Source organism: Pelorhabdus rhamnosifermentans (assembly GCF_018835585.1).
In the GTDB taxonomy this organism is placed as follows: Bacteria; Bacillota; Negativicutes; order UMGS1260; family UMGS1260; genus Pelorhabdus; species Pelorhabdus rhamnosifermentans.
This window is the reverse complement of the sequence record NZ_JAHGVE010000002.1, coordinates 116,454-139,569: the sequence shown is the minus strand read 5'-3', so window position 1 is coordinate 139,569 and position 23,116 is coordinate 116,454. Positions and strand designations below refer to the sequence as shown.

25 protein-coding genes are annotated in these 23,116 nt (G+C 38.5%); 4 read left to right on the top strand and 21 right to left on the bottom strand.

What is annotated here, in order from left to right; all coding sequences use genetic code 11:
• Positions 1 to 149 precede the first annotated feature (149 nt).
• A complete protein-coding gene (locus Ga0466249_RS03880) occupies positions 150 to 908 on the bottom strand; it encodes an MBL fold metallo-hydrolase (RefSeq protein WP_215828117.1) in 759 nt (252 codons plus the stop codon).
• A 120-nt stretch (positions 909 to 1,028) separates the two neighbouring features.
• Here Ga0466249_RS03880 and Ga0466249_RS03875 point away from each other — a divergent pair, with 120 nt between their 5' ends.
• Entirely contained in the window at positions 1,029 to 1,442 is a 414-nt protein-coding gene (locus tag Ga0466249_RS03875; RefSeq protein WP_215828116.1) for an Lrp/AsnC family transcriptional regulator, read from the top strand.
• Positions 1,443 to 1,640: 198 nt separating this feature from the next.
• Here the strand turns inward: Ga0466249_RS03875 and pfkB are convergent, their stop codons facing one another.
• The 15 genes from pfkB to rhaB all read right to left on the bottom strand — a co-directional run bounded on the left by pfkB (position 1,641) and on the right by rhaB (position 15,453).
• Positions 1,641 to 2,579 (bottom strand): 1-phosphofructokinase, encoded by a 939-nt coding sequence (gene pfkB, locus Ga0466249_RS03870; RefSeq protein WP_215828115.1) that lies wholly within the window; start codon positions 2,577 to 2,579, stop codon positions 1,641 to 1,643.
• 2 nt (positions 2,580 to 2,581) lie between these two features.
• A complete protein-coding gene (locus Ga0466249_RS03865) occupies positions 2,582 to 3,436 on the bottom strand; it encodes a tagatose bisphosphate family class II aldolase (RefSeq protein WP_215828114.1) in 855 nt (284 codons plus the stop codon).
• Positions 3,437 to 3,469: 33 nt separating this feature from the next.
• A complete protein-coding gene (locus tag Ga0466249_RS03860) occupies positions 3,470 to 4,882 on the bottom strand; it encodes a PTS galactitol transporter subunit IIC (protein WP_215828113.1) in 1,413 nt (470 codons plus the stop codon).
• Positions 4,883 to 4,942: 60 nt separating this feature from the next.
• Positions 4,943 to 5,245 (bottom strand): PTS sugar transporter subunit IIB, encoded by a 303-nt coding sequence (locus Ga0466249_RS03855; protein WP_215828112.1) that lies wholly within the window; start codon positions 5,243 to 5,245, stop codon positions 4,943 to 4,945.
• Positions 5,246 to 5,272: 27 nt separating this feature from the next.
• Positions 5,273 to 5,755: a PTS sugar transporter subunit IIA gene (locus Ga0466249_RS03850; protein WP_215828111.1), complete on the bottom strand. Its 483-nt coding sequence runs from the start codon at positions 5,753 to 5,755 to the stop codon at positions 5,273 to 5,275.
• A 26-nt stretch (positions 5,756 to 5,781) separates the two neighbouring features.
• Positions 5,782 to 6,297, bottom strand: coding sequence for a galactose-6-phosphate isomerase subunit LacB (lacB, locus tag Ga0466249_RS03845; RefSeq protein ID WP_215828110.1), 516 nt, complete (start codon positions 6,295 to 6,297; stop codon positions 5,782 to 5,784).
• 20 nt (positions 6,298 to 6,317) lie between these two features.
• Positions 6,318 to 6,737: an RpiB/LacA/LacB family sugar-phosphate isomerase gene (locus tag Ga0466249_RS03840; RefSeq protein ID WP_215828109.1), complete on the bottom strand. Its 420-nt coding sequence runs from the start codon at positions 6,735 to 6,737 to the stop codon at positions 6,318 to 6,320.
• Positions 6,738 to 7,011: 274 nt separating this feature from the next.
• A complete protein-coding gene (locus tag Ga0466249_RS03835; RefSeq protein WP_215828108.1) occupies positions 7,012 to 7,887 on the bottom strand; it encodes an aldose 1-epimerase family protein in 876 nt (291 codons plus the stop codon).
• Positions 7,888 to 8,253: 366 nt separating this feature from the next.
• Entirely contained in the window at positions 8,254 to 8,610 is a 357-nt protein-coding gene (locus Ga0466249_RS03830; protein ID WP_246588430.1) for a helix-turn-helix domain-containing protein, read from the bottom strand.
• 203 nt (positions 8,611 to 8,813) lie between these two features.
• Positions 8,814 to 9,974 (bottom strand): lactaldehyde reductase, encoded by a 1,161-nt coding sequence (gene fucO / locus Ga0466249_RS03825; RefSeq protein ID WP_215828107.1) that lies wholly within the window; start codon positions 9,972 to 9,974, stop codon positions 8,814 to 8,816.
• A gap of 143 nt (positions 9,975 to 10,117) precedes the next feature.
• Positions 10,118 to 10,435, bottom strand: coding sequence for an L-rhamnose mutarotase (locus tag Ga0466249_RS03820; protein WP_215828106.1), 318 nt, complete (start codon positions 10,433 to 10,435; stop codon positions 10,118 to 10,120).
• A 28-nt stretch (positions 10,436 to 10,463) separates the two neighbouring features.
• Positions 10,464 to 11,771, bottom strand: a complete 1,308-nt coding sequence (locus Ga0466249_RS03815; RefSeq protein ID WP_215828105.1) for an MFS transporter — start codon at positions 11,769 to 11,771, stop codon at positions 10,464 to 10,466.
• Positions 11,772 to 11,907: 136 nt separating this feature from the next.
• Positions 11,908 to 12,726: a rhamnulose-1-phosphate aldolase gene (rhaD, locus tag Ga0466249_RS03810; RefSeq protein ID WP_215828104.1), complete on the bottom strand. Its 819-nt coding sequence runs from the start codon at positions 12,724 to 12,726 to the stop codon at positions 11,908 to 11,910.
• A 15-nt stretch (positions 12,727 to 12,741) separates the two neighbouring features.
• Positions 12,742 to 13,977, bottom strand: a complete 1,236-nt coding sequence (locus Ga0466249_RS03805; RefSeq protein ID WP_215828103.1) for an L-rhamnose isomerase — start codon at positions 13,975 to 13,977, stop codon at positions 12,742 to 12,744.
• A gap of 63 nt (positions 13,978 to 14,040) precedes the next feature.
• Positions 14,041 to 15,453 (bottom strand): rhamnulokinase, encoded by a 1,413-nt coding sequence (rhaB, locus tag Ga0466249_RS03800; RefSeq protein ID WP_215828303.1) that lies wholly within the window; start codon positions 15,451 to 15,453, stop codon positions 14,041 to 14,043.
• 424 nt (positions 15,454 to 15,877) lie between these two features.
• Here rhaB and Ga0466249_RS03795 point away from each other — a divergent pair, with 424 nt between their 5' ends.
• Positions 15,878 to 16,633 carry a DeoR/GlpR family DNA-binding transcription regulator gene (locus Ga0466249_RS03795; protein WP_215828102.1) on the top strand — a complete coding sequence of 252 codons (756 nt, stop codon included), beginning with the start codon at positions 15,878 to 15,880 and terminating at the stop codon, positions 16,631 to 16,633.
• Positions 16,634 to 16,659: 26 nt separating this feature from the next.
• On the opposite strand, the gene Ga0466249_RS03790 is transcribed toward Ga0466249_RS03795, so the two are convergent.
• Positions 16,660 to 17,847, bottom strand: a complete 1,188-nt coding sequence (locus tag Ga0466249_RS03790; protein ID WP_215828101.1) for an MFS transporter — start codon at positions 17,845 to 17,847, stop codon at positions 16,660 to 16,662.
• Positions 17,848 to 17,858: 11 nt separating this feature from the next.
• Complete coding sequence (locus tag Ga0466249_RS03785) at positions 17,859 to 19,568, bottom strand: bifunctional diguanylate cyclase/phosphodiesterase (protein ID WP_215828100.1); 1,710 nt, start codon at positions 19,566 to 19,568, stop codon at positions 17,859 to 17,861.
• Positions 19,569 to 19,787: 219 nt separating this feature from the next.
• Between Ga0466249_RS03785 and Ga0466249_RS03780 the strand changes: the two genes are divergently transcribed.
• Positions 19,788 to 20,444 (top strand): glucosaminidase domain-containing protein, encoded by a 657-nt coding sequence (locus Ga0466249_RS03780; protein ID WP_215828099.1) that lies wholly within the window; start codon positions 19,788 to 19,790, stop codon positions 20,442 to 20,444.
• Positions 20,445 to 20,515: 71 nt separating this feature from the next.
• Here Ga0466249_RS03780 and cobC read toward each other — a convergent pair whose 3' ends face one another.
• Positions 20,516 to 21,115, bottom strand: coding sequence for an alpha-ribazole phosphatase (gene cobC, locus Ga0466249_RS03775; protein WP_215828098.1), 600 nt, complete (start codon positions 21,113 to 21,115; stop codon positions 20,516 to 20,518).
• A 130-nt stretch (positions 21,116 to 21,245) separates the two neighbouring features.
• On the opposite strand from cobC, the gene Ga0466249_RS03770 reads away from it, so the two are divergent.
• Positions 21,246 to 21,494, top strand: coding sequence for a hypothetical protein (locus Ga0466249_RS03770; RefSeq protein WP_215828097.1), 249 nt, complete (start codon positions 21,246 to 21,248; stop codon positions 21,492 to 21,494).
• 40 nt (positions 21,495 to 21,534) lie between these two features.
• Here Ga0466249_RS03770 and Ga0466249_RS03765 read toward each other — a convergent pair whose 3' ends face one another.
• Positions 21,535 to 21,705 (bottom strand): hypothetical protein, encoded by a 171-nt coding sequence (locus Ga0466249_RS03765; RefSeq protein WP_215828096.1) that lies wholly within the window; start codon positions 21,703 to 21,705, stop codon positions 21,535 to 21,537.
• 58 nt (positions 21,706 to 21,763) lie between these two features.
• Positions 21,764 to 23,116: a DVU_1553 family AMP-dependent CoA ligase gene (locus tag Ga0466249_RS03760; protein ID WP_215828095.1), complete on the bottom strand. Its 1,353-nt coding sequence runs from the start codon at positions 23,114 to 23,116 to the stop codon at positions 21,764 to 21,766.

Here is a 23,116-nt window from a genome sequence, read left to right as displayed (position 1 = left end):
TCAAAATAATAAATCAAATGCTTACATGGAGTTTCGCCATAATGAATGTCATTACTATTAAGAATTATTATCACCACGCCCAATTTACCAAATCAATATCGGAATACTCATCCATTGTATTTGTTATGACTTTACGGGCTTAGAATCGATTATTTTAGTGCCGTGATCTTCTCTCCATTCATAGGAATAAGCACTTGATCAACTAACCCTTCCTGTTGCAGATAAGCACACAAGTCAGTTCTTGATACAAGACAATGATTAATGGCTTCCATGTGTACGACAATGATTTTTGATTTTGGAGCATTCCGACAAACCTTAACAACATCTTGAGCTGTCATTGTAATAGGATCACCGCTAATAAACCTAGCTCCTCCAGCATTAACTACAACTACACTCGGCTGGTACTGAGTCAACGCATTGGAAACTTCCTCACAATAAATCGTATCGCCAGCAATATATAAGACAGGTTCTTTTGACGTTTGTAAGACATAGCCAGAAACAGGAGCCATTTGTGCAGCAATCTCCTCTGTTCCATGTTGTCCGCCAGTACGATGTATGACAATTCCTTCCCAGCTAAACGTTTCAACAACTTGATACACTTCTAAAAATCCTAATCTTTTCAACTTATCTTTGTCTTCTGGTTGACATAAGATTGGTTTATTTCGGGGTAATTGTTGAATTGCCGCCTCATCTAAATGATCTTTATGAGTATGAGTAAGTAATACCCCATCTATATCCTTTTGCAAGTCTAACTGAATATTTAAGTCAACAAGAGGATTTCGTTGAGGATTTGGAGAATTTTGAATAGGTGGCATTACCCCAGCTTGACCTAACATTGGATCAATTAACAGCCTTTTCCCATTTATTACAATAAGCAATGTGGCATGACGTAAAAGTTGGACTTCCAATCATAGTCACTCCCTTCATGAATTTCCCTAGGATTATTGTAACATTTAAGTTATTTAAAGCCTATTGAACCCTGTAAGAAGATAGCCTTTATCTCTTACATGATGAAAGGAATTAGCCAAATGACTGACCAAACAGATCGAGAAATTTTAGAATGCCTAAAAAAAAATTCCCGTATGCAATGGCAGGAAATCGGAAAAATCGTTCATCTAACGGGACAAGCAGTAGCCACACGCATTCGTCATATGCAGGACGACGGAATTATTGAAGCCTTTACCATCAATCTTAATTATGAAAAATTATGCAGACCAATATCCGCTTTTATTACAGTATTTATGAATTCATCTAACCATGACAATTTTCAGCATTTTTTATTGGAAAGTAGTGCTATTCTAGAAGCATATCGAGTAAGTGGAGAAGGATGCTATTGGCTAAAAGCAAATGCTGCTAATCAAAAAGAGCTAAATGAAATACTTGATACCATATTGCTTTATGGAAATTATAAAGTTAACCTATCCATTGGTAAGCTCAAGTAAAAATCACTATTTTTTCACCATGTGTTTTCTGAAATAATCTTAATGCCAAAAACGGCTATTTGTTTTTACTAAACAAATAGCCGTTCCCTTGTAAATCATTTTTTTCTAACACATCCGAGTGACACATATAGTTCAACTATCGCATGAATCGCCGCAACCTCATCTGATCCCTCTGGGCACTTCACCATTATTCATTCGTTATTTTATATTGACATAGGGGATTATTGTTACTTGCTTCGCAAATGAAGCTACTTGCACAGGATCTATCTGACCTACGCCTTTATGCAATGCATTTGAAATTCCGCAACCACTCGCAAATTTTAACATCTCAAGAATATTGTAATCCTCATGCAACGCATAGGCCAAACCGGCAACAAGCGAATCTCCGCAGCCAACTGTATTAACAGCTTTTACTGCTGGAATATGAACGAAAAATCTTCCCAGACTCCCATTTAACATCATGCCTTGCTTGCCCAACGATACACAGACATTTTCCGCTCCCATTTCCAAAACCTTTGAAGAAGCTAAAAATACATCTTCATCAGTTTTAACAGAGATTCCTGTAATATATTCGAGTTCTTCTTGGTTAGGTTTTATCAGAAATGGTCTATCTTTGATTGCTACGCGCAAGCTTTCACCTGAAGAATCCAAAATAAACTTTATATTCTGCTCTGAACAAATTTTGGAGATTTTTCCATAATAATCTGTTGGAACCCCTTGAGCCAAACTGCCTGAAGCAACTAGAATTTTTGTATCCTTTAATACAGTCTGTAATTCTTGTTCAAATTGCTTCATTTCATCCGGCATAATTTCCGGTCCGGTTTCAAGCAACTCAGTAGAAGTTCCATTTTTCTCTCTAAAATTCATACAAATTCGAGATGTTCCATGAATTGGAGTAAAGTGATTGATTAATCCCGCTGCCTCAATTTCTTTCTTAATAAAACCTCCGGTAAAACCGCCCAAAAATCCCAAGCAGCAGACCTTTCCTCCGAGACAATGGACAACCCTTGAAACATTGAGTCCCTTTCCGCCTGCTGTGGCAATGACACTTTTAGCACGTTGAACTTTTCCGATTACGAAATCATCCAACACATAGGAACGGTCAATAGATGGATTCAGTGTAAGTACTGTAATCATAGTCAACCTCGCTGAGCACTCTTGCACATTTTTACTTTTTCTTCTACAACTTTGGCCATTGCTTCTTTCGCAGGGACTAAATATTTTCTTGGATCAGAAGCATCCGGATGTTTATTAAAATAGTCTTTTATTGCAGACGAGAATGGAATCTTCAATTCCGTAGCAATATTGACTTTACAAATGCCTAACTTTATCGCTTGTTGTACCGCCTTAAATGGAACACCCGAAGCGCCATGCAATACCAGCGGAATATCAATAACCTGACGTATTTTATCCAGACGTTCAAAATCTAATTTTGGTTCTTTTTTATACAAGCCATGTGCGGTTCCAATTGCTACAGCCAAGGTATCAATTCCTGTCCGTTTCACAAAGTCAACGGCTTCACTCGGATCAGTAAAAAATGCGTCTTTTTCATTGACTTTAATATTGTCTTCCTGACCTCCAAGCTTACCCAATTCTGCTTCTACAGTAGCACCACAAGCATGTGCAAACTCCACGACATCTTTTACAATTGCAATATTTTCTTCAAACGGATGTTTCGATGCATCAATCATGACAGAACGGCAGCCTTTTGCGACCGTTGATTTGATCTCTTTTACATTTTCAAAATGATCCAGATGAAAAGCAAGCGGAATTGTTACTTTTTCCATTGCTTCTTGCACAATTGCAATGAGATATTCTTTGTTGGCATAATCTACTGTAGATGGAGTAGCTGCCAAAATAACCGGGGATTTTAATTGTTCACACGTTTCTAAAACGGCTTGAATCGTTTCAAGGTTATGAATATTAAATGCCGGAACAGCATAGCCGTTCTTCTGTGCATCTAAAATCAGTTCTTTCGTATTTTTTAATTTCATCGTTATCCCACTTTCTTTATTCGCTTAAAACATTTAATTTTGTTTTTTTGCTGCTAATTCAATATTTCTTTTTTTCATTTGTTTTGCATACCAAACGAATAAGCCTAAATAAACAACTAAAGAAGTTACCATTTTGATTGCATTTTCAATTGTCATGTTACCACCGAATTTACCAACTGCAATAGCTATGAATTTTTCTACAGGTCCTTCTAATGTAGAGTGCGTAATCATCTGGGTTTCCGCTATCCCCGGAGGAAATGCCCCTACTGCAAGAGCTGTCTTTGTTGCAAATTCTGCAATTGCAGTACCTGCTAATAAGAATACAGGTAACATTAAAGCCCCAATAATGATCATACGCATCATCTTACCTCTCGTTACAACCAATAAGGATGGAGTCATCCCCATAGCAATAATACCACCTAATGGTAATACACCGTTGCCTGGCAAAAACAATGCTTCAATCAGCATAATGGGCGCAAGTACATTTGCTGCTGCCCAAATTTCTGCTCTGGATGCTAAGAATGGCCAGTCAATACCGATATTGAATTGTCTGCCAGCAAATTTTTTACTCATAAAATTTGTAATTCCCTGAGATAGCGGTTCAACAGCTGCGATAAACCAACTGCCCATAAAAGAAAATAATTCCAAACAAACGCCGCCCGTAAATGCTAAACTGAAAATGGATTTTAATTCCTGTTGACCTAAAATACCAACAAATACCCCTAAATAACAACCAATAGCAAACTTACTGCCCCAGAAACCAATTTTTTTATTCAAAGTTGCTGCATCGAAATCGTATTTATCGATGAACGGTAAGAAAATATCAAAAACTTTATTCAATACCATCGCAATCGGGTTAAACATAAAGTTCAAATGAGTTGTCGTCGTCGGATTGGATTCCGGCATATTTACTAATTCATTAAATGTCGGTTTCATCAAATCTGAATTGATAAACTTGAGTACACCGATAAACAGAACTAAAAGTGAAGCAAGGAATAAATTATTATTGGAATAATACATAACAAGTAATCCAACTACAGATAGATGCCAAACATCAAAAATATCTACGTCCAGTGTATTTGTTTTATTCATTACAAGCATAACGATGTTCAAAATAACCAAAAGCATTAGGAAATACAAGGTATATGCAGAACCCCAGGTAATCGTTGCAAGTGGTGCCCAACCAACGTCTGTAATTGATAACTGAATCCCTGTAGATTTTACAAATCCTTGTAATGCGGGGGCAAATGCGCCAGTTAAAATACCAATGACTGTCCCCATCCCCGTGAGGGCAATGGCTAATTTCATACCGCCTTCTAATGCACGTGCGAATTTCACCTTCATGATTAGGGCTAGTAAAGTCAACACGATAAACATTACCGGTGGGCCGCCTAACGACAAAATTGGTTTAAAAAATTGATTAGAAAACGAAATTAATGCCTCCATTAAAACTTCACCCCTGCTATAAATTCTAGTCAATGAATCTGCATAATATTTACTTTTTTATTACTTATTTAGACTTTTAATAGTCTCTTCTAATTTATCAAATACTGGTTGACTCATCGTCGGAATCCGATATAGGATGGGTCCCGCCTCTACAATCGGAATATTGATTTTGAATCCTAAATCCGGTGTTGAAATTGGCGTGAGAATATCATATTTCAAAAGCAGTTCTTCTGTAATATCTTTGACCATTACAGTATCAGCCTGTATTTGATAGCCACGGTTGCTCATCTCTTCTTCAATGGCACTTTTAATTTGATGACTTGAATTAACTCCTGCTCCACAAGCCGCTAAAACCTTAATCATGATGATGCCTCCTTATTAATTATCCATTTATAGTGTATAGCTTTTAACAACTTTATAAAGACTTCTTATGTTCTCCGCTTTTTCTAATGCTTTAATATTATCGGCATTTGTCACAAACTCCATAATTTTACTCAGAATACCGGTCTGTTCGCTATCTGCACCATTAATGATCATAAATAAGTATCGTACATTTTGTAACTCTTGCAATGGATTGATCATATTGCCAACAGATATACCCCCTTGATTCAGCTTCACCAATATCACTTTTGTTGCTTTGCAATGCTCACGGTTAGTATGCGGAATGGCAATATTAGGCAGGTCTGTTCCGATAACGCTTAAATCAAGGCCCGTCGGAAATTCCTTTTCCCGTTCCTTTATCGATTCTTCATAAGAGTTTTTCACCAAATCTGCTTGAACAAGCCGTTTGGCCATTATAGCCAAAGCTTCATCCATACTTCTAAAATTTTCTTGAAATATTAAATCTTCTTGGAATAATTGCTGCTTTGACATCTCCGCTCCTCCTCCTGCTTCATACCTTAATCATGGTAAAATCCTTCATCCCATTTTTTCTGAATTTCATCGAATATTGCATCGTTTTCCATCGTGTCATTTTTACCGATCAACCCATTGATTTTCTTGATCAGCGCTCGATTTTCAGTGGTCGGTTTATATTCTGCATCAATAAAGGCATCTAGTATATATTCAATTGTACCTTGACCGACGACTCTACCACCCATGCCGATAACATTTGCATTAAGTTGTTCTTTTGCATAAACGGCAGTCTGTACATCTCTGACCAATGCTCCACGTACGCCCTTTACTTTTTCTGCTGCCATATTAATTCCTACACCCGTACCGCAGATACATACTCCCATATCCGCCTTACCTTTGGCAACAGTTACCCCAACTTTTCTACCGAAAATCGGATAATGTGTACGAACAAAATCATATGTTCCACAATCTACAACTTCGTGTCCCTTTTCTTTTAAATATTTTACAACTTTATCCTTAATATCTGTAACGATATGATCACAACCAACTGCAATTTTCATTTTCTTATCCCCCATTCTTTTTATACCATTCTGTTTAACATATCAATCCGAGCCTGATGTCTGCCACCGTCATATTCAGATTCAGAAAAATTCAAAGCTAATTGACAAGCAATTTTTTCTGCCGAAATAGCTGAACCTAACGTAATAATTTGCGTAGCATTATGCCTTCTTGTCATTTTTGAAGTATAATCATCATAAACAGCGGCACAGATTATACCATGATTTTTATTGGCAATCATAAATGGTATAACACCATATTCATCAATTACAATGCCTTTATCTGCTGTCTTGTTTTTTATTGCTTCTACGATATTAATTGTAGAAACAAAAATATCCGGAGAAGATTGATCCATCATTTCATAATGATGCTCTGCTAAAAATGCTTTGACTTGCTCTTTTAATACCTTGCCTTTTTTATCGGCGGCAATTGCTATTTTCATTAATAAGACCTCACTCACATAAGTTTTGTTTATTTCACTGTTAAGTTTTATTTATTAACCTTGTCCATATTGTATTATATTCAAATTAATTTTTGTTTTCAGTTTTCGGAAGCGTTTTCATTGAATTCCCTTTTGACAAATTCACTATCCGCCAGCGCTTCTCGTTCTCTACTTTATATTATCAAGACTCATTATTGAATATTTAACACTAAGAAATTAATAAACAATAAAAAAGTGCACGAGATATTGAAAATCAATTATCTCGTGCACTTTTCTATTGTCCGATAATCATTTCATAACTGCATTGAAATGCTCTTCCTGGAGTCAATTGACAATTACCTTCTTTTTCACTAAAGTCTCCAGTAAAATCAGCATAATCAAAATGACCATGCCAAGGTTCAATACAAACAAATGGAGCACCCGTTTCTTTTGACCAAATACCCCAATATGGGAATTTTTTTGCCCGTACACTTAGTGTTCGTGAATCATTTTTTGACCGGATTGTGATTGTATCGGATTTTAATTGATCAAAAATTAACACACCATTTTTAAAAATATCCCGAGAAAGTGGTAACTTTTTCGTATGTTTTAAATACATTTCCCTGTCATGTGAACAATAACATTCCGGTGTAATCTTCATAATTTCAGTATCTTCCACTTGATTAAATTCCAAATAACAATCTTCAAGATGATCGTTCGGATTAATCGGACACATGAATGCAGGATGTGCACCTATAGAAAAATAAATATTTTTATCATCCAGGTTCTTGACCTTCCAATCAACTTTCACTAAATCTTTACCAATGGTATAGGTAATTTGCAGTACAAAACGATAAGGATAAAGTTTCAAGGATTCTTCTGAATACTTCAATTCAAATGTAATCAACTTTTGGGTTTGACGAATTACCGTAAAATCTGATATTCTTCCAAATCCATGCGCGGGTAACTGATAAGACTTCCCATTCACTCGATATATGGAATTTACAACCTGACCAACAATAGGGAACAAAACAGGTGAGCTATATTTCCAATACTTAGGGTCCCCATTCCAAAGATATTGTGTATTTTCCTTTTTACCCGTAATTTCCCGAAGTTCCGCACCATACTCTCTAATTGAAATACGTATTGTTTCATTTTCCAATGTATACATTTTATCAACCACTTTCATTTATTATGATTATGTAGTTAATAAATAAAAGCTTAACAGAATTTTATTATAAGCTTATTCCCAAATTTAATCAAATAGGACTACTTTCAATCCAACGGTAACGATAAGCTCAAAAAAAATCAAAGGGGCGAAATAGGATATCATGAATAACGAATGAGATATCATACTTCGTCCCTTTCTGTGCCCGCAATACGAAATTGCATATTCCACTCAGAATATTGCTTTGCAATAAAAACCTTATCACCTGTAACGTAGGCAACAAAAGATATATAATGCGTTTTTTCCATCTCATGGGAAGATGAAATATACAGTTCATCTTCTACAGGCTCAATGTTCAGTAAATGATTTTCATACGCTTTTGCTGCAACTAATGGTTTCTAATCTTCTTCCACAACATGAAATATTAGCATCTCCTGTAGCTGTCATGAGATTATTACACTGAGGATAGACATAAAATTTAAGTTTTTTCATATTTCCTCCAATTCTTTCATTTGACTCAATCTTGCCTAATAGAATTTCTTCAATATTGACTCCAAGTATTTGCGATAATTCAGGAAGTAATGATACATCCGGACAGCCAAGGCCACGTTCCCATTTACTTATGGTCTTGTCACTGATATTCATTAAGTCAGCAATTTCTTTTTGTGCCATATTTTTTTCCTTCCGCAAATTATATATTAATTTTCCGATTTTATCACAATTCATAGTATCACCTCACAAATTTAGTCAAAGTATATTTAGAATACTATCAATAAACGAACCGTAGTATTAGCTTCCCGATTATAAGTTACGCTCCAAGAAGGATTCTTTGTCTATACTACCTCTTCCCGCATTTCATATAACCGTTTATATACTTTTACTATATATAAATTTTATCAACGCTCTTTTTGCTATGCACAGAGAAATAGTTATTTATATGCCTTCTGATAAATTCCTAATATTTCAGCTTCTGAAGTATCGCGGGGATTACCTGGAGTACATACGTCCTGATAAGCCAATTTAGCAAGTTTAGGCAGATCTTCTTCCTTTACACCAATGTCTACCAGTTTTTGTGGAATCTCAACATTACGAGACAAGGTAACCACCGCCTGAATCGCCGCCTGGCGATATTCAGCAGAATTCATATTATCTACATCTTTTATTCCCATCTTCCGGGCGATTTCACGATATTTCTCACCTGTAGCCGGTGCATTATACTCCATGACATAAGGCAATAGCAAGGCATTCGCAACGCCGTGCGGCGTGTCATAAATAGCCCCTAACGAATGAGCCATAGAATGAACAATACCGAGCCCTACATTAGAAAAACCCATGCCTGCTATATACTGAGCAGTTCCCATGCCGTCTCTTGCTTCAATGTTCTGAGGTGAAAAAACAGCTTTCTCAAGATGTTTGGCAATGAGTTCCATGGCCTGCAACTCAACCATATCTGTCAATACCCATGCCCCTTTTGTCAAATAACCTTCAATGGCATGAGTAAGGGCATCCATACCCGTTGCAGCAGTAAGCCCTTTTGGCATGGACATCATCATTTCCGGATCAATGACAGCCAACACGGGAATATCTTTCGGGTCAACACAAACCATTTTTTTTACTGCATGTTCATCAGTGACGACATAATTAATCGTAACTTCGGCTGCTGTACCCGCAGTAGTTGGAACAGCAATAATCGGTACACTCTTATTTTTAGTAGCAGCTACTCCTTCAAGGGATTTTACATCTGCAAACTCTGGATTATTGGTGACAATACCAATTCCCTTGCCTGTATCAATGGAAGATCCCCCCCCAATGGCGAGAATAAAATCCGCTTTGGAATCAGCAAATTTTCTAACACCACTTTGAATATTCTCGATAGTTGGATTGGGCTTTACATTGTCATAAATTTCATAAGATATTCCGGCATTTTCAAGTACTTGAATAACCTTTTGTGCAACATGAAACTTTAATAAATCCTTATCTGTTACCACAAGAGCTTTCGTGAACCCTCTTGTTACCACTTCTTCGGGAATGACACGAATAGCACCCGGTCCAAAATAAGACATTTCATTTAACACAATACGATTAATCATAACAGGTCCCCTCTTTCATATTTTTATTATGCTTAATAGAATCCATCTTGCTCGCTGAACATTCCAAGTTCGATAAGACAGCCTTCACTGAAACCTGTGATTTTGCGTCTTTCACCGAATGGCTGAAATTTTTAAGATATTTACTATTTCAAATAGAATACTTCTCTCATTTTTGGCTGCGCTCCCGTCTCCGGGTCCATGACCATTGTCATAACGTCTTTCATATATTCATTCCACTTCCCGACAATCTGACTTTCCGCTTGATGCTTTTCCGCAAACACCACGCCTTTTTCACACTCAAAATAGCCAAACACTTCGTTGCCAATATTCCAAATGGAATAATTGCAAATGCCAGAGTCTTTCAGGACCTGCTTCATTTCTGGCCAAATTTCATCATGACGCTTTTTATATTCCGCAATTTTCCCTTCATGAACAATCGCCTTCCAGGCAAACCTTTCCATAATTTTACAATCCCCTTTATGCTCTTCTTTATTTCGCACCAACATATAATCCTGCCGAAGATTTTGTCCCATAACGTTCTTCTTCGATCTGTTCAAGCGTCTTACCGCGCGTATCCGGTGCTCCAATTGTCCCAATGAGCAGGCTAACCGCAGCGAAAATGACCATAAGCATAACAGCATATTTGAAGCCTAAACTTTCCATGATAATCGGGAAAGCAAATGCCCAGACTGCAGCGGCAAATCGCGTAACAAAGAAGGTAAAGCCCTGCGCCGTCGCACGATAACGTGAAGGAAAAAGTTCGCTGCACCAAAGCTGATAAAAGGCTTGCTGACCTGATCCGTTATTAATCCCAGCAAATGCCGTAAAGGCAAAAACCATTCCCATTGTCATTGATTCCGGCGGCAAGAGCCACATAGACCAGGCAAGAACATAAATCCCTCCAATGACAAAATACATAAGTCGACGGCTTACACGATCGCCCAGGCCCATAAAGATAAAAAACGTTGCTAAAATTGACATCACAAACGAACCAACCTGTAAAGCATTGCTTGTCGCATTGGAAAGATTGCCAACATGTTCAAAGATATAAGGCATAAAAAATCCCCAGGTGCTTGCACATAAATTCCAGATAGAATAAACCCCACAAAGAAATAATACGGTTTTAAAATTAATTCCGCTAAACAACACACTATATGATGTCTTCTCCACACGTCCTTCGGCAATCAATTCATTTTCTTTTTCCTTTGCCTCCTGCCAATCTTTAGACTCGGGCATCTGCAGCCGCTGATACCAAACCCAGGCTGCAACAAGAATCAAGTGTCCAAAGATAAGACGGTTTCCCAATAAACCTAAATCATTTACTAAAACCGCTAAGATCAAAACGACCGCCGGCCCAAGCGCCCAGGCAAACTGAGCGGAACCACAATGTTTTGCCCTATTTTTTGCTGGAGCTTCTTCCGCAATCATGGTCCACGATGCCACGACATCAGCACCCACACCCAAGCCTACAATAATATAGCCGCCTAAGAGCATCGCGTAGTTCACGCCAAATACAATGAACAACATCCCGATAATATAAACAAGCAAATCATAGGTATAAACAAATTTGCGCCCATATTTATCACAAAGGCGGCCGCCAATTAATGCCCCCACAGCAGCGGAGCCCGCATTTGAACTCAATGCCCCCAAAAGCCCCAACTGGGTCCCATCCATCCCTAGATACTTTTGCCATAAACTCAAGCCAGCAGCTCCAGCTACAATAGAACCAGCATCAATATAACTCGTCATAGCAGCAATAATTGTTTTTTTCCATGCTGAAGGTTCTTGTGTTGTCATGTTGTTTCCCCCTTTTCGTTATGAATATTTTTAATTACCGATAAACTTGATAATTCAAACAATTCAAGATGTAAAGTAACAATTAGATAAAGATACGGAAAGAGATAAGACTTCTTTATCTCCTTCCCCTTTCTCCTTAGTCCAAAAATTCTTCACGCAAATCAACCTGAAAATCACGGGCAAGATCCTTAAAATTCTGACTGGTAATCGTTTGTTTCTTGCCGCCCATAGAACGCACTTTAACGCAGATTTCTGCCGCTTTTTCCACGGTGTCCATTAGCCCGAAAGCTTCATCAAAGTTTTCTCCCGTAACAAACATGCCATGATGCGCCCACACGGCAACATCATATTCCCGCATCAGTTTTCTGGTCGCATCAGCAATCGCCTTGCCGCCCGGAACCATCCATGGCACAACACCGACTCCACGCGGAAAAATAACCGGATCTTCCGTTGCCATTTCCCACAGTTCCCGCGTAAATACTTTATCTTCTAGCGGCAAGACAAAGGTCAGTGCAATGGTATTCGTGGGATGCGCATGATAAATAACCCTGTTCTTGCCATGGGTCAGTTCTTTCTTTAGTTCATGATTGGAAAGATGGGTCGGCAGTTCACTCGTCGGGCGACCACCATGGACAAGTCCCCAAACAATACTGTATTTTTCGCCTGCTTTATCAATCTTGATGATGGCAATATTGTCTTCCGGACAAAGGCTGACATTGCGCATGTACCTTCCGGTGCCAGTCACCAAAAAATACTCATCAGCCAGCTTTGGCACAGAAACACCGATCGAAACCCATTCTTCCGGCGCTTTTAATTCTGTCTTTACTGTTTCAATTTCTTCCGGCCTAATACGGTAGCTTAAATTTCCACCGTTTCTTTCATGCCATCCCTTGCGAAAAGCATCTTCTGTAAGGCGAATAAAACCTTGTATAAATCCTGCATTCTTTATGTCCATTTTTTCAAACCCCTTTTAACGTTTCCTTAAAACATCCGTTTCGTATTTTTGTACTTCCTTGAACCAGGCTTTTCCCTGCGGAACCCCCTGCTGTTCACAGTAATGATCCCAAATGTCGCCAATCGGAAGTGTCTTTAATTCTTCCATCGTTGCCATAAGTTCTGTGAAATTCTTCTCATCCTGCATTTTCTTTAATACTTTATGCGGCATAAGCAGCGCATAGAGCAACGCCTTTTCCATATTGCGCATGCCGACAACCCAGGCAGATATGCGATTGATGCTTGCATCAAAGAAATCTAACCCGATGAATACACGATCCAGTGCATCACAACGCACAATCTCTTTCGCAATTTCCTTGAGTTCCTCATCGAATAAGACAACATGATCACTGTCCCAGCGCACCGGACGACTGACATGAAGAGCCAGCTGATCTTCGAAGAGAAGCATCGAAGAAATCTTATCCGAAACCACTTCGGTCGGGTGGAAATGACCGGTGTCCAGTAAGCAGAGCAGATTATTCTTTGCCGCATAATTCATGTAAAATTCATGTGATCCTACCGTATAGGATTCTACGCCAATCCCGAAAACTTTTGATTCCACGCTGTCTGCCAGATATTTTTTATCATATTTTTCTTGAAAAATTTCATCTAAGGCATCTTTTAGACGCTTTCGTGGCCCAAGACGATCGGCAGGAATATCCTTATAGCCATCTGGAATCCATACATTATTCAATGCCGTACACCCGAGATTCTTGCCAAAATAAGCGGCTATTTTGCGTGTTGCTTTACAGTGATCGATCCAAAATCTTCGAGTCGATTCATCCGGCGAGGAAAGCGTCAAATTATCCGCGGCTTTGGCATGCGAGAACAAAGTCGGATTAAAATCCAAACCCAAACCGCGCTCTTTAGCAAAATCCACCCATGCTTGAAAGTGTTTCGGCTCAAGTTTATCTCTTTCTACTTTGTCTTCTGTAATTGCATAAGATGCATGCAGATTGATTTTATGCTTTCCGGGGATGAGGCTCAGGGCCTTGTCGATATCTGCCATAAGCTGCTGCGAGTTTGTGGCCTTTCCCGGATAATTACCCGTTGTTGCGATACCGCCGGTAAGTTCTTTCGAATCAAAACCGATAACATCATCGCCCTGCCAACAATGCATAGAAATTTTTACTTTTGACAGCCTATCCACAGCGTCATCAACATTTACCCCCATTTCCTGATACATTTCTTTTGCCTCACTAAATCTTGACATATGATTCACCCTCCTCTAAAAATCTGCAAGATAATCTTGGGTCATTTTTGATGACATTCAAATCTATACTTTTTTCACATTGAATGATTTGGCGATAGTTTCTCGTGCTTCGATAAGATCAGAAAATTCATCATTCTTAAGCATTTGCGCCATAAGATTCCCAAGCGCCGTCGCTTCAATCGGTCCAGCATAGACATCCTTACCTGTATATTCGGCCGTAAGCTTATTCAAGAAACTGTCCTGGCAGCCGCCACCGACAACATGGATACGCTGATAAACTTTTCCGGTAACTTCCTCGATTTCCGCCACCGTATCTGCGTAACATTTAGCCAAGCTGTTATAAACGCAGTAAAGCAGCTCACACTCGGTTTCCGGTTTTTCCTGCCCTGTTTTTTCACAATTGTCCTGTACAGCCCTGATCATGCTCTTCGGTGCGAGGAAAGATGAGTCGTTCACATCGACAATGGAAGGAAAATAACTGCCTATACCTGCAAGGGTAAACAACTCGGCAAAACTGTAGGCATGTTTGAACTCCTTGCGTATGGACTGCATTATCCAAAGCCCCATAATATTCTTCAAATACCGATAGCGATAATGATAGCCACCTTCATTCGTAAAATTATGCTGTCGGCTCTTTTCCGTACAATCCGGGATAAGACGTTCGACGCCCATGAGGGACCATGTTCCTGAACTCAAATAAATGGAATGATCATCATTGGCCGGTACAGCTAAAACTGCAGAACCCGTATCATGCGTTGCCGGAAGAACAACTTCGGCATCAAACCCAACAGCTTTTTGGATTTCCGGCAAAAGATACCCAACCGAAGACTTCGGCATGTGCAGCTTCCCGAAAATCCGCCGTGGCAGACCTAACTGCTCAATCAATTCATTATCCCAATCCTGCGTTTGCGCATTGACCAATTGAGTTGTCGTTGCATTGGTATATTCATTTTTCTTCTCGCCTGTCAGGAGAAAATTCAGGTATTCCGGAATCATCATAAAATTTTGAGCTTTATTCAGAAAATCTGACTGTTGCTTCTGCAAAGCCACCAATTGATATACAGAATTAAAAAGCTGCTTTTGTATGCCATTACGACGATAGAGCTCTTCCTCTTTGATGACTTTATAAACCTCTGTATCCATCCCCTGCGTTCGACCATCCCGATAAGCAATGGCATTACCCAAAACTTTGCCCGCTTGGTCTAGTAAAACAAAATCAACACCCCAGGTATCGATGCCAATGCTCAGTGGTATGCGATTAAGCTGTTTACAATATTGCAGTCCCTGTACGACTTCCTGGAATAGCCTGTCTAAATCCCAACACAGATGACCGTCTTTTTCCTCCAAACGATTTTCAAAACGATATATCTCTTCAATACGAATTTTCCCATTTTCTATCCAGCCCAAAATATGCCGACCACTTGAGGCACCGATATCTATGGCCAAATAGTAAATTTTCTTCTTTTCACATTTCATTTCCAACACAAACCCACCTTGTTTGTATTTTCTGTTTTTCTCTTTTATATTTTAAATAACAGACGCTAACACTTATAAAAGCAGAAATAATCCATCCTAGAAAAAAAATAATTAGACTAAACTCCATATGTTTAAAAGAGTGGTGATTGTTCCTTGTAATCCCTCCGATTTATGAGAATATTTATTTTTGAATGAATCTTCACCTTTTATTTTAACGCGTTTTTCTTTTTTGTCAACATTTCATTGCTGCATTTCATACGTTTTATCTTTTATTTTATTTGTTTATCTTCTTTTGTGTTTGTTTTATGTTTACTCAGCACTTAATATTTCGTAGGATTTGCTTTTTTATAAACTCCAGCTATACTTAAAAATGTGATTAATTGTAGTTTTGACACTAAAAAACAGATACAAGGAGGAATACCGCATGCTTGGTATGGAACGTCGACAAAAAATTGTTGATTTGATTCAAAAGGACAGAAAAATATATGTATCTAAATTAAGCCACTTGTTTGATGTCACAGAAGAAACCATCCGTCGTGATTTGGAAAAATTAGAAATTGAAAATAAACTAACTCGTACTTATGGTGGAGCTGTCCTCACTCAACATACAAATGAAGATCTACCCTTTCCTAAAAGAGAATCGATCAATCGTGAACTGAAGCAGAAAATTGCTTTAAAAGCTGCTGAGCTAATTAATGATGGTGATACTATCATGATGGATACTAGCAGTACGTGCCTAGAACTAATGGAAGCCCTTCAAGACAAAAAGGGTCTTACAATTATTACAAATTCAATTAAAATCCCCTATAACTTTGTCAACTCAAACTTTAATATTATTTCTACTGGAGGAACACTCCGCGCACATTCCTTAGCATTAGTAGGACCCGTCGCTCATGATACACTTCAAAATTATTACGTAGATATGGCTGTAATGAGTTGTAAAGGATTATCCCTTGATAAAGGCATTATGGAATCTAACGAACCTGAGAGCGAATTAAAAAAAAGTATGGTCAAACAAGCGGAAAAATTCATCCTGCTTGCAGACCATACTAAATTTAATAAAACTGCATTTATAAAGTTTTGTGATTTTTTTGATATTAATTATATCATTACTGACTGTGCACCAAGCGAAAATTGGTTAGAACTCTTTATAAAATTTAATATCCAAATAATATATTAGACTTTAGAAAGACCCAATCAAATCCGCTATGAGTGTGCCACAACATGAGAATGTACAGCAAACTCTTTTGAAATAATCCGATAAAAACCATAAACGCCTAAAACTAAAATGAAAGCTGTCGTCAAGAACAAAGCAAAATAGCCAAAATGCTCTGCAACACCACCTAATATAGCCGTAGAACAGGCATTACCGATATCCCCAGCTGCAATCAGTATACCAAGAGCAGTACCACGATTAGTTTGACTAATTCGCTGTACCAAAATCAACACAAGTGAAGGAAAAACAATACCAAATCCTAAACCAAACAACAGCCCCGCACAAACAAGAATAATCGCTGAAATCTTCACAAGTAGCAATACAAGTGCAACAATCATGATAACTCCCGCATAAACAGAAGCTTTTTCTAAACCAAACAATTCATTGACTTGTTGCACAAAAAAACGCGAACCAATAACTGAAACCGCAAAGGCAATAAAAAATAGTGAATAAAATTGAATGCCACAATCAAGCGCAGCCAGCGGGACAAAAGTAAAAACGGCACCAAAAGAAAAACTGGCACCAAACTGACAAAACAGGGTTGCCAATACAGTTCTGGCCTTGAGCACAACAAGGAAAGGAACACGCTGACTACTATTTCCAGACATCTTCACAGAATGTGCTCGAAACCTCATGACCCCAAAAGCCAAACCAATTAGAACAAAACCCATACTTACTAAGGTCAAAAAACCAAATGTATCAAAAGCAACTTGAGCCAAACTCATACTCATGCCGAGGCCTATCATCGTTGTCAAAGTATACATGGCAATCGAATTGGAATTAGTTTCTCCTGTTCCAATACTACTAGCAAAAGTAACAGCCCCTGTACCATAAAAAGCCAAAGCAAAACCAAACAATACTCTTAACATAAAAAAGGAAAGAAAATTGGTTGCCCATAAAAACCCAATCATTGATAGCATAAGAAGCAACTGTCCCACTAAAATAAGCGGACGACTACCTCTCGTATCGACTTGAACACCTACCCAGGGACGAATAAAAAGGGCACTGGCTGCAGTGGCCCCCATAATCAAACCAATTTGAGTTTCAGCGAATCCTTTGCTTTGTAAAAAGACAGGCAAAATGGGAATAAGCAAATTCATGCCAAGGGTAGTACTAAAATGTGAAAGAGCAATATTCTGAAATTGCCGATTTGTAAAAATTGCTAATAATTTAACCATAAAAACCCCTTTCATATGGACTTTTCTCTTTGTAACATCTCAATCATTTGCTCTGAAGAAACAGGACGACTAAAAAAGAATCCCTGCATTTCATCGCACCCAAAAGATTTAAGCAACTTTAGTTGCTCATGTCGCTCAACACCCTCGGCAATAACAGATAGTCCGAGGGTGTGCCCCATGGCAATAATAGTTTTGGCAATAATTGCCGCATCCTGATCATCCGTAATATCATTTACAAAAGATTTATCGATTTTAAGAACATGACATGGAAGACGCTTTAAATAACTTAACGAAGAATAGCCTGTACCAAAATCATCGATAGATATGCCAATACCCATATCGTGCAATTCCTCCAAAATGGGACGAGTTTGTCCCGTATTGAGCATGGCAGTTCGCTCGGTTATTTCCAGTTCCAACATTTGCGGAATAATATTATAAGTAGACATCACTTCCAAAAGATGGATCACATCTTTCGTAATAAATTGTTGGGCTGAAAAATTAACAGCCAATCGAATATGGCGAAAGCCCAACTTGTGCCATGATTGCACATCCTGACAAGCTTTTTCTAACACCCAGGTGCCAATCTTAGATATAAGACTGGTTTCCTCTGCTGCAGGAATAAATTCATTTGGGGGAACGATTCCGCGTTGTGGATGCTGCCAACGGATGAGGGCTTCAACTCCCATAATTCTACCACTCTTGAGTGATACAATGGGTAAATAATGAAGGAAAAATTGGTTATGTTCAATAGCATTCCTTAATTCCGAATGCAATTTCAACGTGTTTAGCGCATTATTATACATTTCTGCCTTAAATATTTCAATTCCACCTCGATTATTACGCTTGGCTCTATCCAATGCACTATGAGCATTGCGCAGCATATCACCTGCTTCTTTACCGTCAGTTGCACTTAAGACAGCGCCAATCGTTACAGTCATAAACATGCGATGAGGACCTAAAATAAAGGGTGCTTCAAAGGACTGCCGAATCTGCTCAGCCATATAAATGGCATGCTGCATATTTTCGACTTCGTGTAATAGAATCAAGAATTTATCGTCACTAAACCGAGCAACTGTATCACCAGCCGCTACACTACTTATCAATCGTCGGGCTACTAATCGCAACAAAATATCCCCTTGATTATGACCGAGGCTGTCATTGACAACCGAAAATTGATCTAAACCAATAATTAAAACAGCAAACAAGTGATCAGGATTTTCTTTCGTATGCTGCAGTGCAATACGAAGTTGTTCAGAAAAAAAAGACCGGTTGGGGAGGCCAGTTAAAACATCACGCGTACTTAAAATCTCAATTTCGGCCTGCATCTCTTTACGCTCAGAAATATCTAAAATCATGGCATTCCAAAGAACAGTTCCATCAGCTAATTTCTTAGGCACCCCTTTGATTTCAATCCACTTATCTCTACCTTCAACTGACTTTAAACGACGTTCAACACTCCAGGGAAGTAATTTGTGCGTAGCATGGCAAATTGATTTTTGATGTAATTCACGCTCTTCGGGATGAATTTGCGCTATAATAATATTAAAATCATCATAAGCCTCTTGAGGTGAGCACCCAAAAAGTTCTTTTACACCGCCGCTTATATATAAAAGTTTGCGTTCGCCATTTTTTAATACACAAAATTGGTAAACTACACCTGGTAAAGTATTCGCAAAATCATCTAAACTCATGCGTTGAATACCTGCAGCACTGTTAGTCATATTCACTATCCTCTAAGGTTATTTTTCTATAACAATCATACCATCACTATATCAAGATGCATGATAAACTTTCACTCATAATTCTAACACGTTTTTTACTTCATATCATCCTTTTTATCAATCCGATGAAATATTTACAAAATCTTATCATTCCCGACAACAGCTTCATTCGCTATCATTTATGAATTTTCTCAATATTGTTTGTAAAGGAGAACCTCAATGCCACAACGAAAGACACTCGTCCTACTATTCGCTATCCTCTTTATTGGATTTGGAATAATGACTCATTCCGCTTACTTAGCATTCCAAACAAAATATCCACCTATTTCATCAACAACATTCAAACTAAAGGATCTTTATCATTTTGATCTATCTATTTTAGGTAAACCAATGGCCACGAAACAACAATGTTTAAACTATCTCCTAAGCAAAAATCCTCTACCACAATTAGTAATCTCCCCTCAAGAGCTTGTCAATATTTTTTATGAAGAAGGGTTTCGAGAAGGTATCCGCCCGGACATCGCGTTGGCTCAATCTCTGCATGAAACTGGTTTTTTTCATTATGGCGGCGATGTCATTGCCATCCAAAATAATTATGCCGGTCTGGGAACCACTGGCAAGGGTATCAAGGGTGCTCAGTTTTCCCAGCCACGTCTGGGCATTCGGGCACAAATTCAACATTTGAAAGGTTATACAACGTCAATTGCTCCAACAATGAACATTGTCGACCCTCGTTATGCATTACTACGAAAAACGCCTTCTTACGGTAAAATAAAAACTTGGCAAGGCTTGAATGGCAAATGGGCAGTCCCTGGCATTACATATGGACAAACGATCCTCGCCATTCATCAGGAAATCCTGAAAATGCCAAAGTAAATTATACAAAAAAAAACCGTACTAAAATTTTTATTTTAGCACAGCTCAACAAAATCCCAATCTGTTGTCTTTTATTTGAAATTCATTAATTGTAAACGATAGTGAGTATGATTACAATGAATAATATTAAGACATCCAAAATCTTGGCTAATTCGAAAAAGATTTCCAATGGGTATGCCAAGCATATGACATAATAACAGCCGATTAACACCAGCATGACCGACAATCAAAATATTACCATGAGAATTATTCATAATGTCATGAAAAGCAGCAACAACCCTTTGACTGCACTGAGCAAAACTCTCACCACCTGGTATACAATAGTAGCCAATATCTTTCCCACGCGCTTTAAATTGCTGAGGAAATCGTTGCATAATCTCAGCGAAGGTACGATTTTCCCATTCTCCGAGATTAATTTCCCGCAAATCTTTGCGAGCCGTAATAACAACCTTCTTATGAGTAGCAATAATTTCAGCCGTTTGCTGTGAGCGAAAAAGATCGCTACAATAGATGGAATGAATCGAGGCATGTTCAAATCTTTGCTGTAACACCTGCGCTTGCCCCACACCGACTTCATTTAATGGCAAATCGACTTGCCCAATATAACGGTGCTGATCATCTGCAGTTTGAATACTGCCATGCCTTATTAAATAGATCGTCCGATTTTCCATAAGGTTCGTTCAACTCCATCTTTTCACTAAAATAAATGTTCTACCTTTTGATAGCTATTTAAGGATGAGATAAACCTTGAAATCGCTGTAGCTTTACATTATGATGGAGATAAAATAGGAGGTTGATATCATGTCCATTCCCCATAAAATTGAAGCTCATTCTGTCATAATTGAAGTGACAGATGAAACAACAGGAAAAACATTTAGACGGACTCTGCCTATCAGCTATCTAGAAAACAGTAATGGGTTAATTCTGTCTGGTGAAACAGTTGAAGGAAATCCGTCACAAATTGCCTTTTTATCCGACTCAGCTCTGAATAGAATAAACGATTTACGCGGTCATGGTCCAGATGTACCGCGCTGCAAAAAAGAAAAATAATAAGATAAAAAAACTCAAGCAGCCCTAATGGGTTGCTTTTTTATTTATCGGGTGAAATAACCATTCGTTGCGACATACCACATTTTGGACACACGTGACCGGACTTTGTATCGTCACAATTCTTGCAATACACAGTAAAACAACGAACACACTGATATAAAGCCGTATCAATTATTTTCGTCTTGCAGCGCGGACAGCTAGAATGATTCACTAAAAATTCCCCCTCACGTTAAACCGCGATAACAGCTCAATAAGTTGAGCTCAAATCTTCATTGTACAAGCACTTGAATTGCTCGTTTACTTGACTTCGGACTAAACTCAGTACCTACACTTAAAAACTCGACTTTCATTTTAAGCTGTCTCCTGTCATTTGCTAAACGAATTGAATCAATTCGCTCTAGCACATCATAAACAGCTGACTTCTTGAGACTATCAATAGTAGAATAATCGGTCAGCAAGAACAATTGAATATGAAGCAAAATAAATACGGCATCGTAAGAAATAGTAGCTGTAAAATCAATAATACCTGGTAACACCAGTAACTTTTCATCCAACTCTGCCATAGTTAGAAAATTATTTTCTCCAAGTGAAATGCAACCTACTTTTCTTGAACGAATAGTATCAATTCGCTGTAATACAGTTCCACAAGGACAGTTTCCTGGCAAAATTCGCGATAAATCTCCTGTGCGATAACGAATGAGTGGCATGCCTTTCCTTGTTAAAGTAGTAAAAACAAGCTCTCCCACCTGTCCTAAAGGCAAGTTTCTTCCGGTTTGCGGATCAATGACTTCCAGGTATAAATCAGCTTCACGCATATGATACCCCTGATGAGCACAACATTCTATCCCTACCCCCAGTCCCATTTCTGTCATACCATAATGATCAAAGACTTCACAATTTAAAATTCGACCGATTTCTTGAATAATTGCTTCTGATACATAATCCGTGCTCAACAAAATCCGTTTTAACGCCAAAGGCGCTTGTTTATGACTAGCTTCATAAAATTTAGCCAAAGCTAACATCTGAATTGGAATACCCACAAGAACATTCGCCTGAGTAACAATTAATTTTTGTAATGTTTCTTCTAGATCATGAATAATTCCTTGCTTAATAGGCTGAGCTCCTAACCGCTCCAGGGCACTTGCAAGCAAATCACCAACGCTCCCTTGACGTTCGCAAGGCAAAAGTATAGCGACATAATCGCCCGCTTTTGTCAAAATAGACATAGCCTGACAGAAAAAATCAATCGTCAATTCTTGATCTTCACGCGTAAAATACAAACGTTTAGGCTGACCCGTAGTCCCTGAAGTAACGAGCGTAACAACTCGCTGGATCTCGCCCTGCGATACACAGAGCATTTGCAAACCCTGCTTTTCAAGGTGACTGGTGGTCGTAAAGGGAAGCTGCGATAAATCAGCTAGGCAATTCAACTTTTTCTTTACGCCTTCAGGCAAATGCGCATGATAAAAAGGACTATGTTGATAGGCCCAATCAATAGTTTCCTGTAATTTTCTTAACTGGTATTCAGCTAGGGCCTGCCTTGTCAAAAACGCCGAAGCTGATCCTATTTTATGATTGATCCAATTGTCGAGCGGCGTTTTCGTAAAGTTTTTCTTAATCAT

What these genes read in the sequence shown, in the direction of transcription:
- Ga0466249_RS03875 (WP_215828116.1), top strand. Translation starts at nt 1,029, where the DNA reads ATGACTGACCAAACAGATCGAGAAATTTTAGAATGCCTAAAAAAAAAT.
- pfkB (WP_215828115.1), bottom strand. Translation starts at nt 2,579, where the DNA reads ATGATTACAGTACTTACACTGAATCCATCTATTGACCGTTCCTATGTG.
- Ga0466249_RS03865 (WP_215828114.1), bottom strand. Translation starts at nt 3,436, where the DNA reads ATGAAATTAAAAAATACGAAAGAACTGATTTTAGATGCACAGAAGAAC.
- Ga0466249_RS03860 (WP_215828113.1), bottom strand. Translation starts at nt 4,882, where the DNA reads ATGGAGGCATTAATTTCGTTTTCTAATCAATTTTTTAAACCAATTTTG.
- Ga0466249_RS03855 (WP_215828112.1), bottom strand. Translation starts at nt 5,245, where the DNA reads ATGATTAAGGTTTTAGCGGCTTGTGGAGCAGGAGTTAATTCAAGTCAT.
- Ga0466249_RS03850 (WP_215828111.1), bottom strand. Translation starts at nt 5,755, where the DNA reads ATGTCAAAGCAGCAATTATTCCAAGAAGATTTAATATTTCAAGAAAAT.
- lacB (WP_215828110.1), bottom strand. Translation starts at nt 6,297, where the DNA reads ATGAAAATTGCAGTTGGTTGTGATCATATCGTTACAGATATTAAGGAT.
- Ga0466249_RS03840 (WP_215828109.1), bottom strand. Translation starts at nt 6,737, where the DNA reads ATGAAAATAGCAATTGCCGCCGATAAAAAAGGCAAGGTATTAAAAGAG.
- Ga0466249_RS03835 (WP_215828108.1), bottom strand. Translation starts at nt 7,887, where the DNA reads ATGTATACATTGGAAAATGAAACAATACGTATTTCAATTAGAGAGTAT.
- Ga0466249_RS03830 (WP_246588430.1), bottom strand. Translation starts at nt 8,610, where the DNA reads ATGAATTGTGATAAAATCGGAAAATTAATATATAATTTGCGGAAGGAA.
- fucO (WP_215828107.1), bottom strand. Translation starts at nt 9,974, where the DNA reads ATGATTAATCGTATTGTGTTAAATGAAATGTCTTATTTTGGACCGGGT.
- Ga0466249_RS03820 (WP_215828106.1), bottom strand. Translation starts at nt 10,435, where the DNA reads ATGGAAAGGTTTGCCTGGAAGGCGATTGTTCATGAAGGGAAAATTGCG.
- Ga0466249_RS03815 (WP_215828105.1), bottom strand. Translation starts at nt 11,771, where the DNA reads ATGACAACACAAGAACCTTCAGCATGGAAAAAAACAATTATTGCTGCT.
- rhaD (WP_215828104.1), bottom strand. Translation starts at nt 12,726, where the DNA reads ATGGACATAAAGAATGCAGGATTTATACAAGGTTTTATTCGCCTTACA.
- Ga0466249_RS03805 (WP_215828103.1), bottom strand. Translation starts at nt 13,977, where the DNA reads ATGTCAAGATTTAGTGAGGCAAAAGAAATGTATCAGGAAATGGGGGTA.
- rhaB (WP_215828303.1), bottom strand. Translation starts at nt 15,453, where the DNA reads ATGAAATGTGAAAAGAAGAAAATTTACTATTTGGCCATAGATATCGGT.
- Ga0466249_RS03795 (WP_215828102.1), top strand. Translation starts at nt 15,878, where the DNA reads ATGCTTGGTATGGAACGTCGACAAAAAATTGTTGATTTGATTCAAAAG.
- Ga0466249_RS03790 (WP_215828101.1), bottom strand. Translation starts at nt 17,847, where the DNA reads ATGGTTAAATTATTAGCAATTTTTACAAATCGGCAATTTCAGAATATT.
- Ga0466249_RS03785 (WP_215828100.1), bottom strand. Translation starts at nt 19,568, where the DNA reads ATGACTAACAGTGCTGCAGGTATTCAACGCATGAGTTTAGATGATTTT.
- Ga0466249_RS03780 (WP_215828099.1), top strand. Translation starts at nt 19,788, where the DNA reads ATGCCACAACGAAAGACACTCGTCCTACTATTCGCTATCCTCTTTATT.
- cobC (WP_215828098.1), bottom strand. Translation starts at nt 21,115, where the DNA reads ATGGAAAATCGGACGATCTATTTAATAAGGCATGGCAGTATTCAAACT.
- Ga0466249_RS03770 (WP_215828097.1), top strand. Translation starts at nt 21,246, where the DNA reads ATGTCCATTCCCCATAAAATTGAAGCTCATTCTGTCATAATTGAAGTG.
- Ga0466249_RS03760 (WP_215828095.1), bottom strand. Translation starts at nt 23,116, where the DNA reads ATGATTAAGAAAAACTTTACGAAAACGCCGCTCGACAATTGGATCAAT.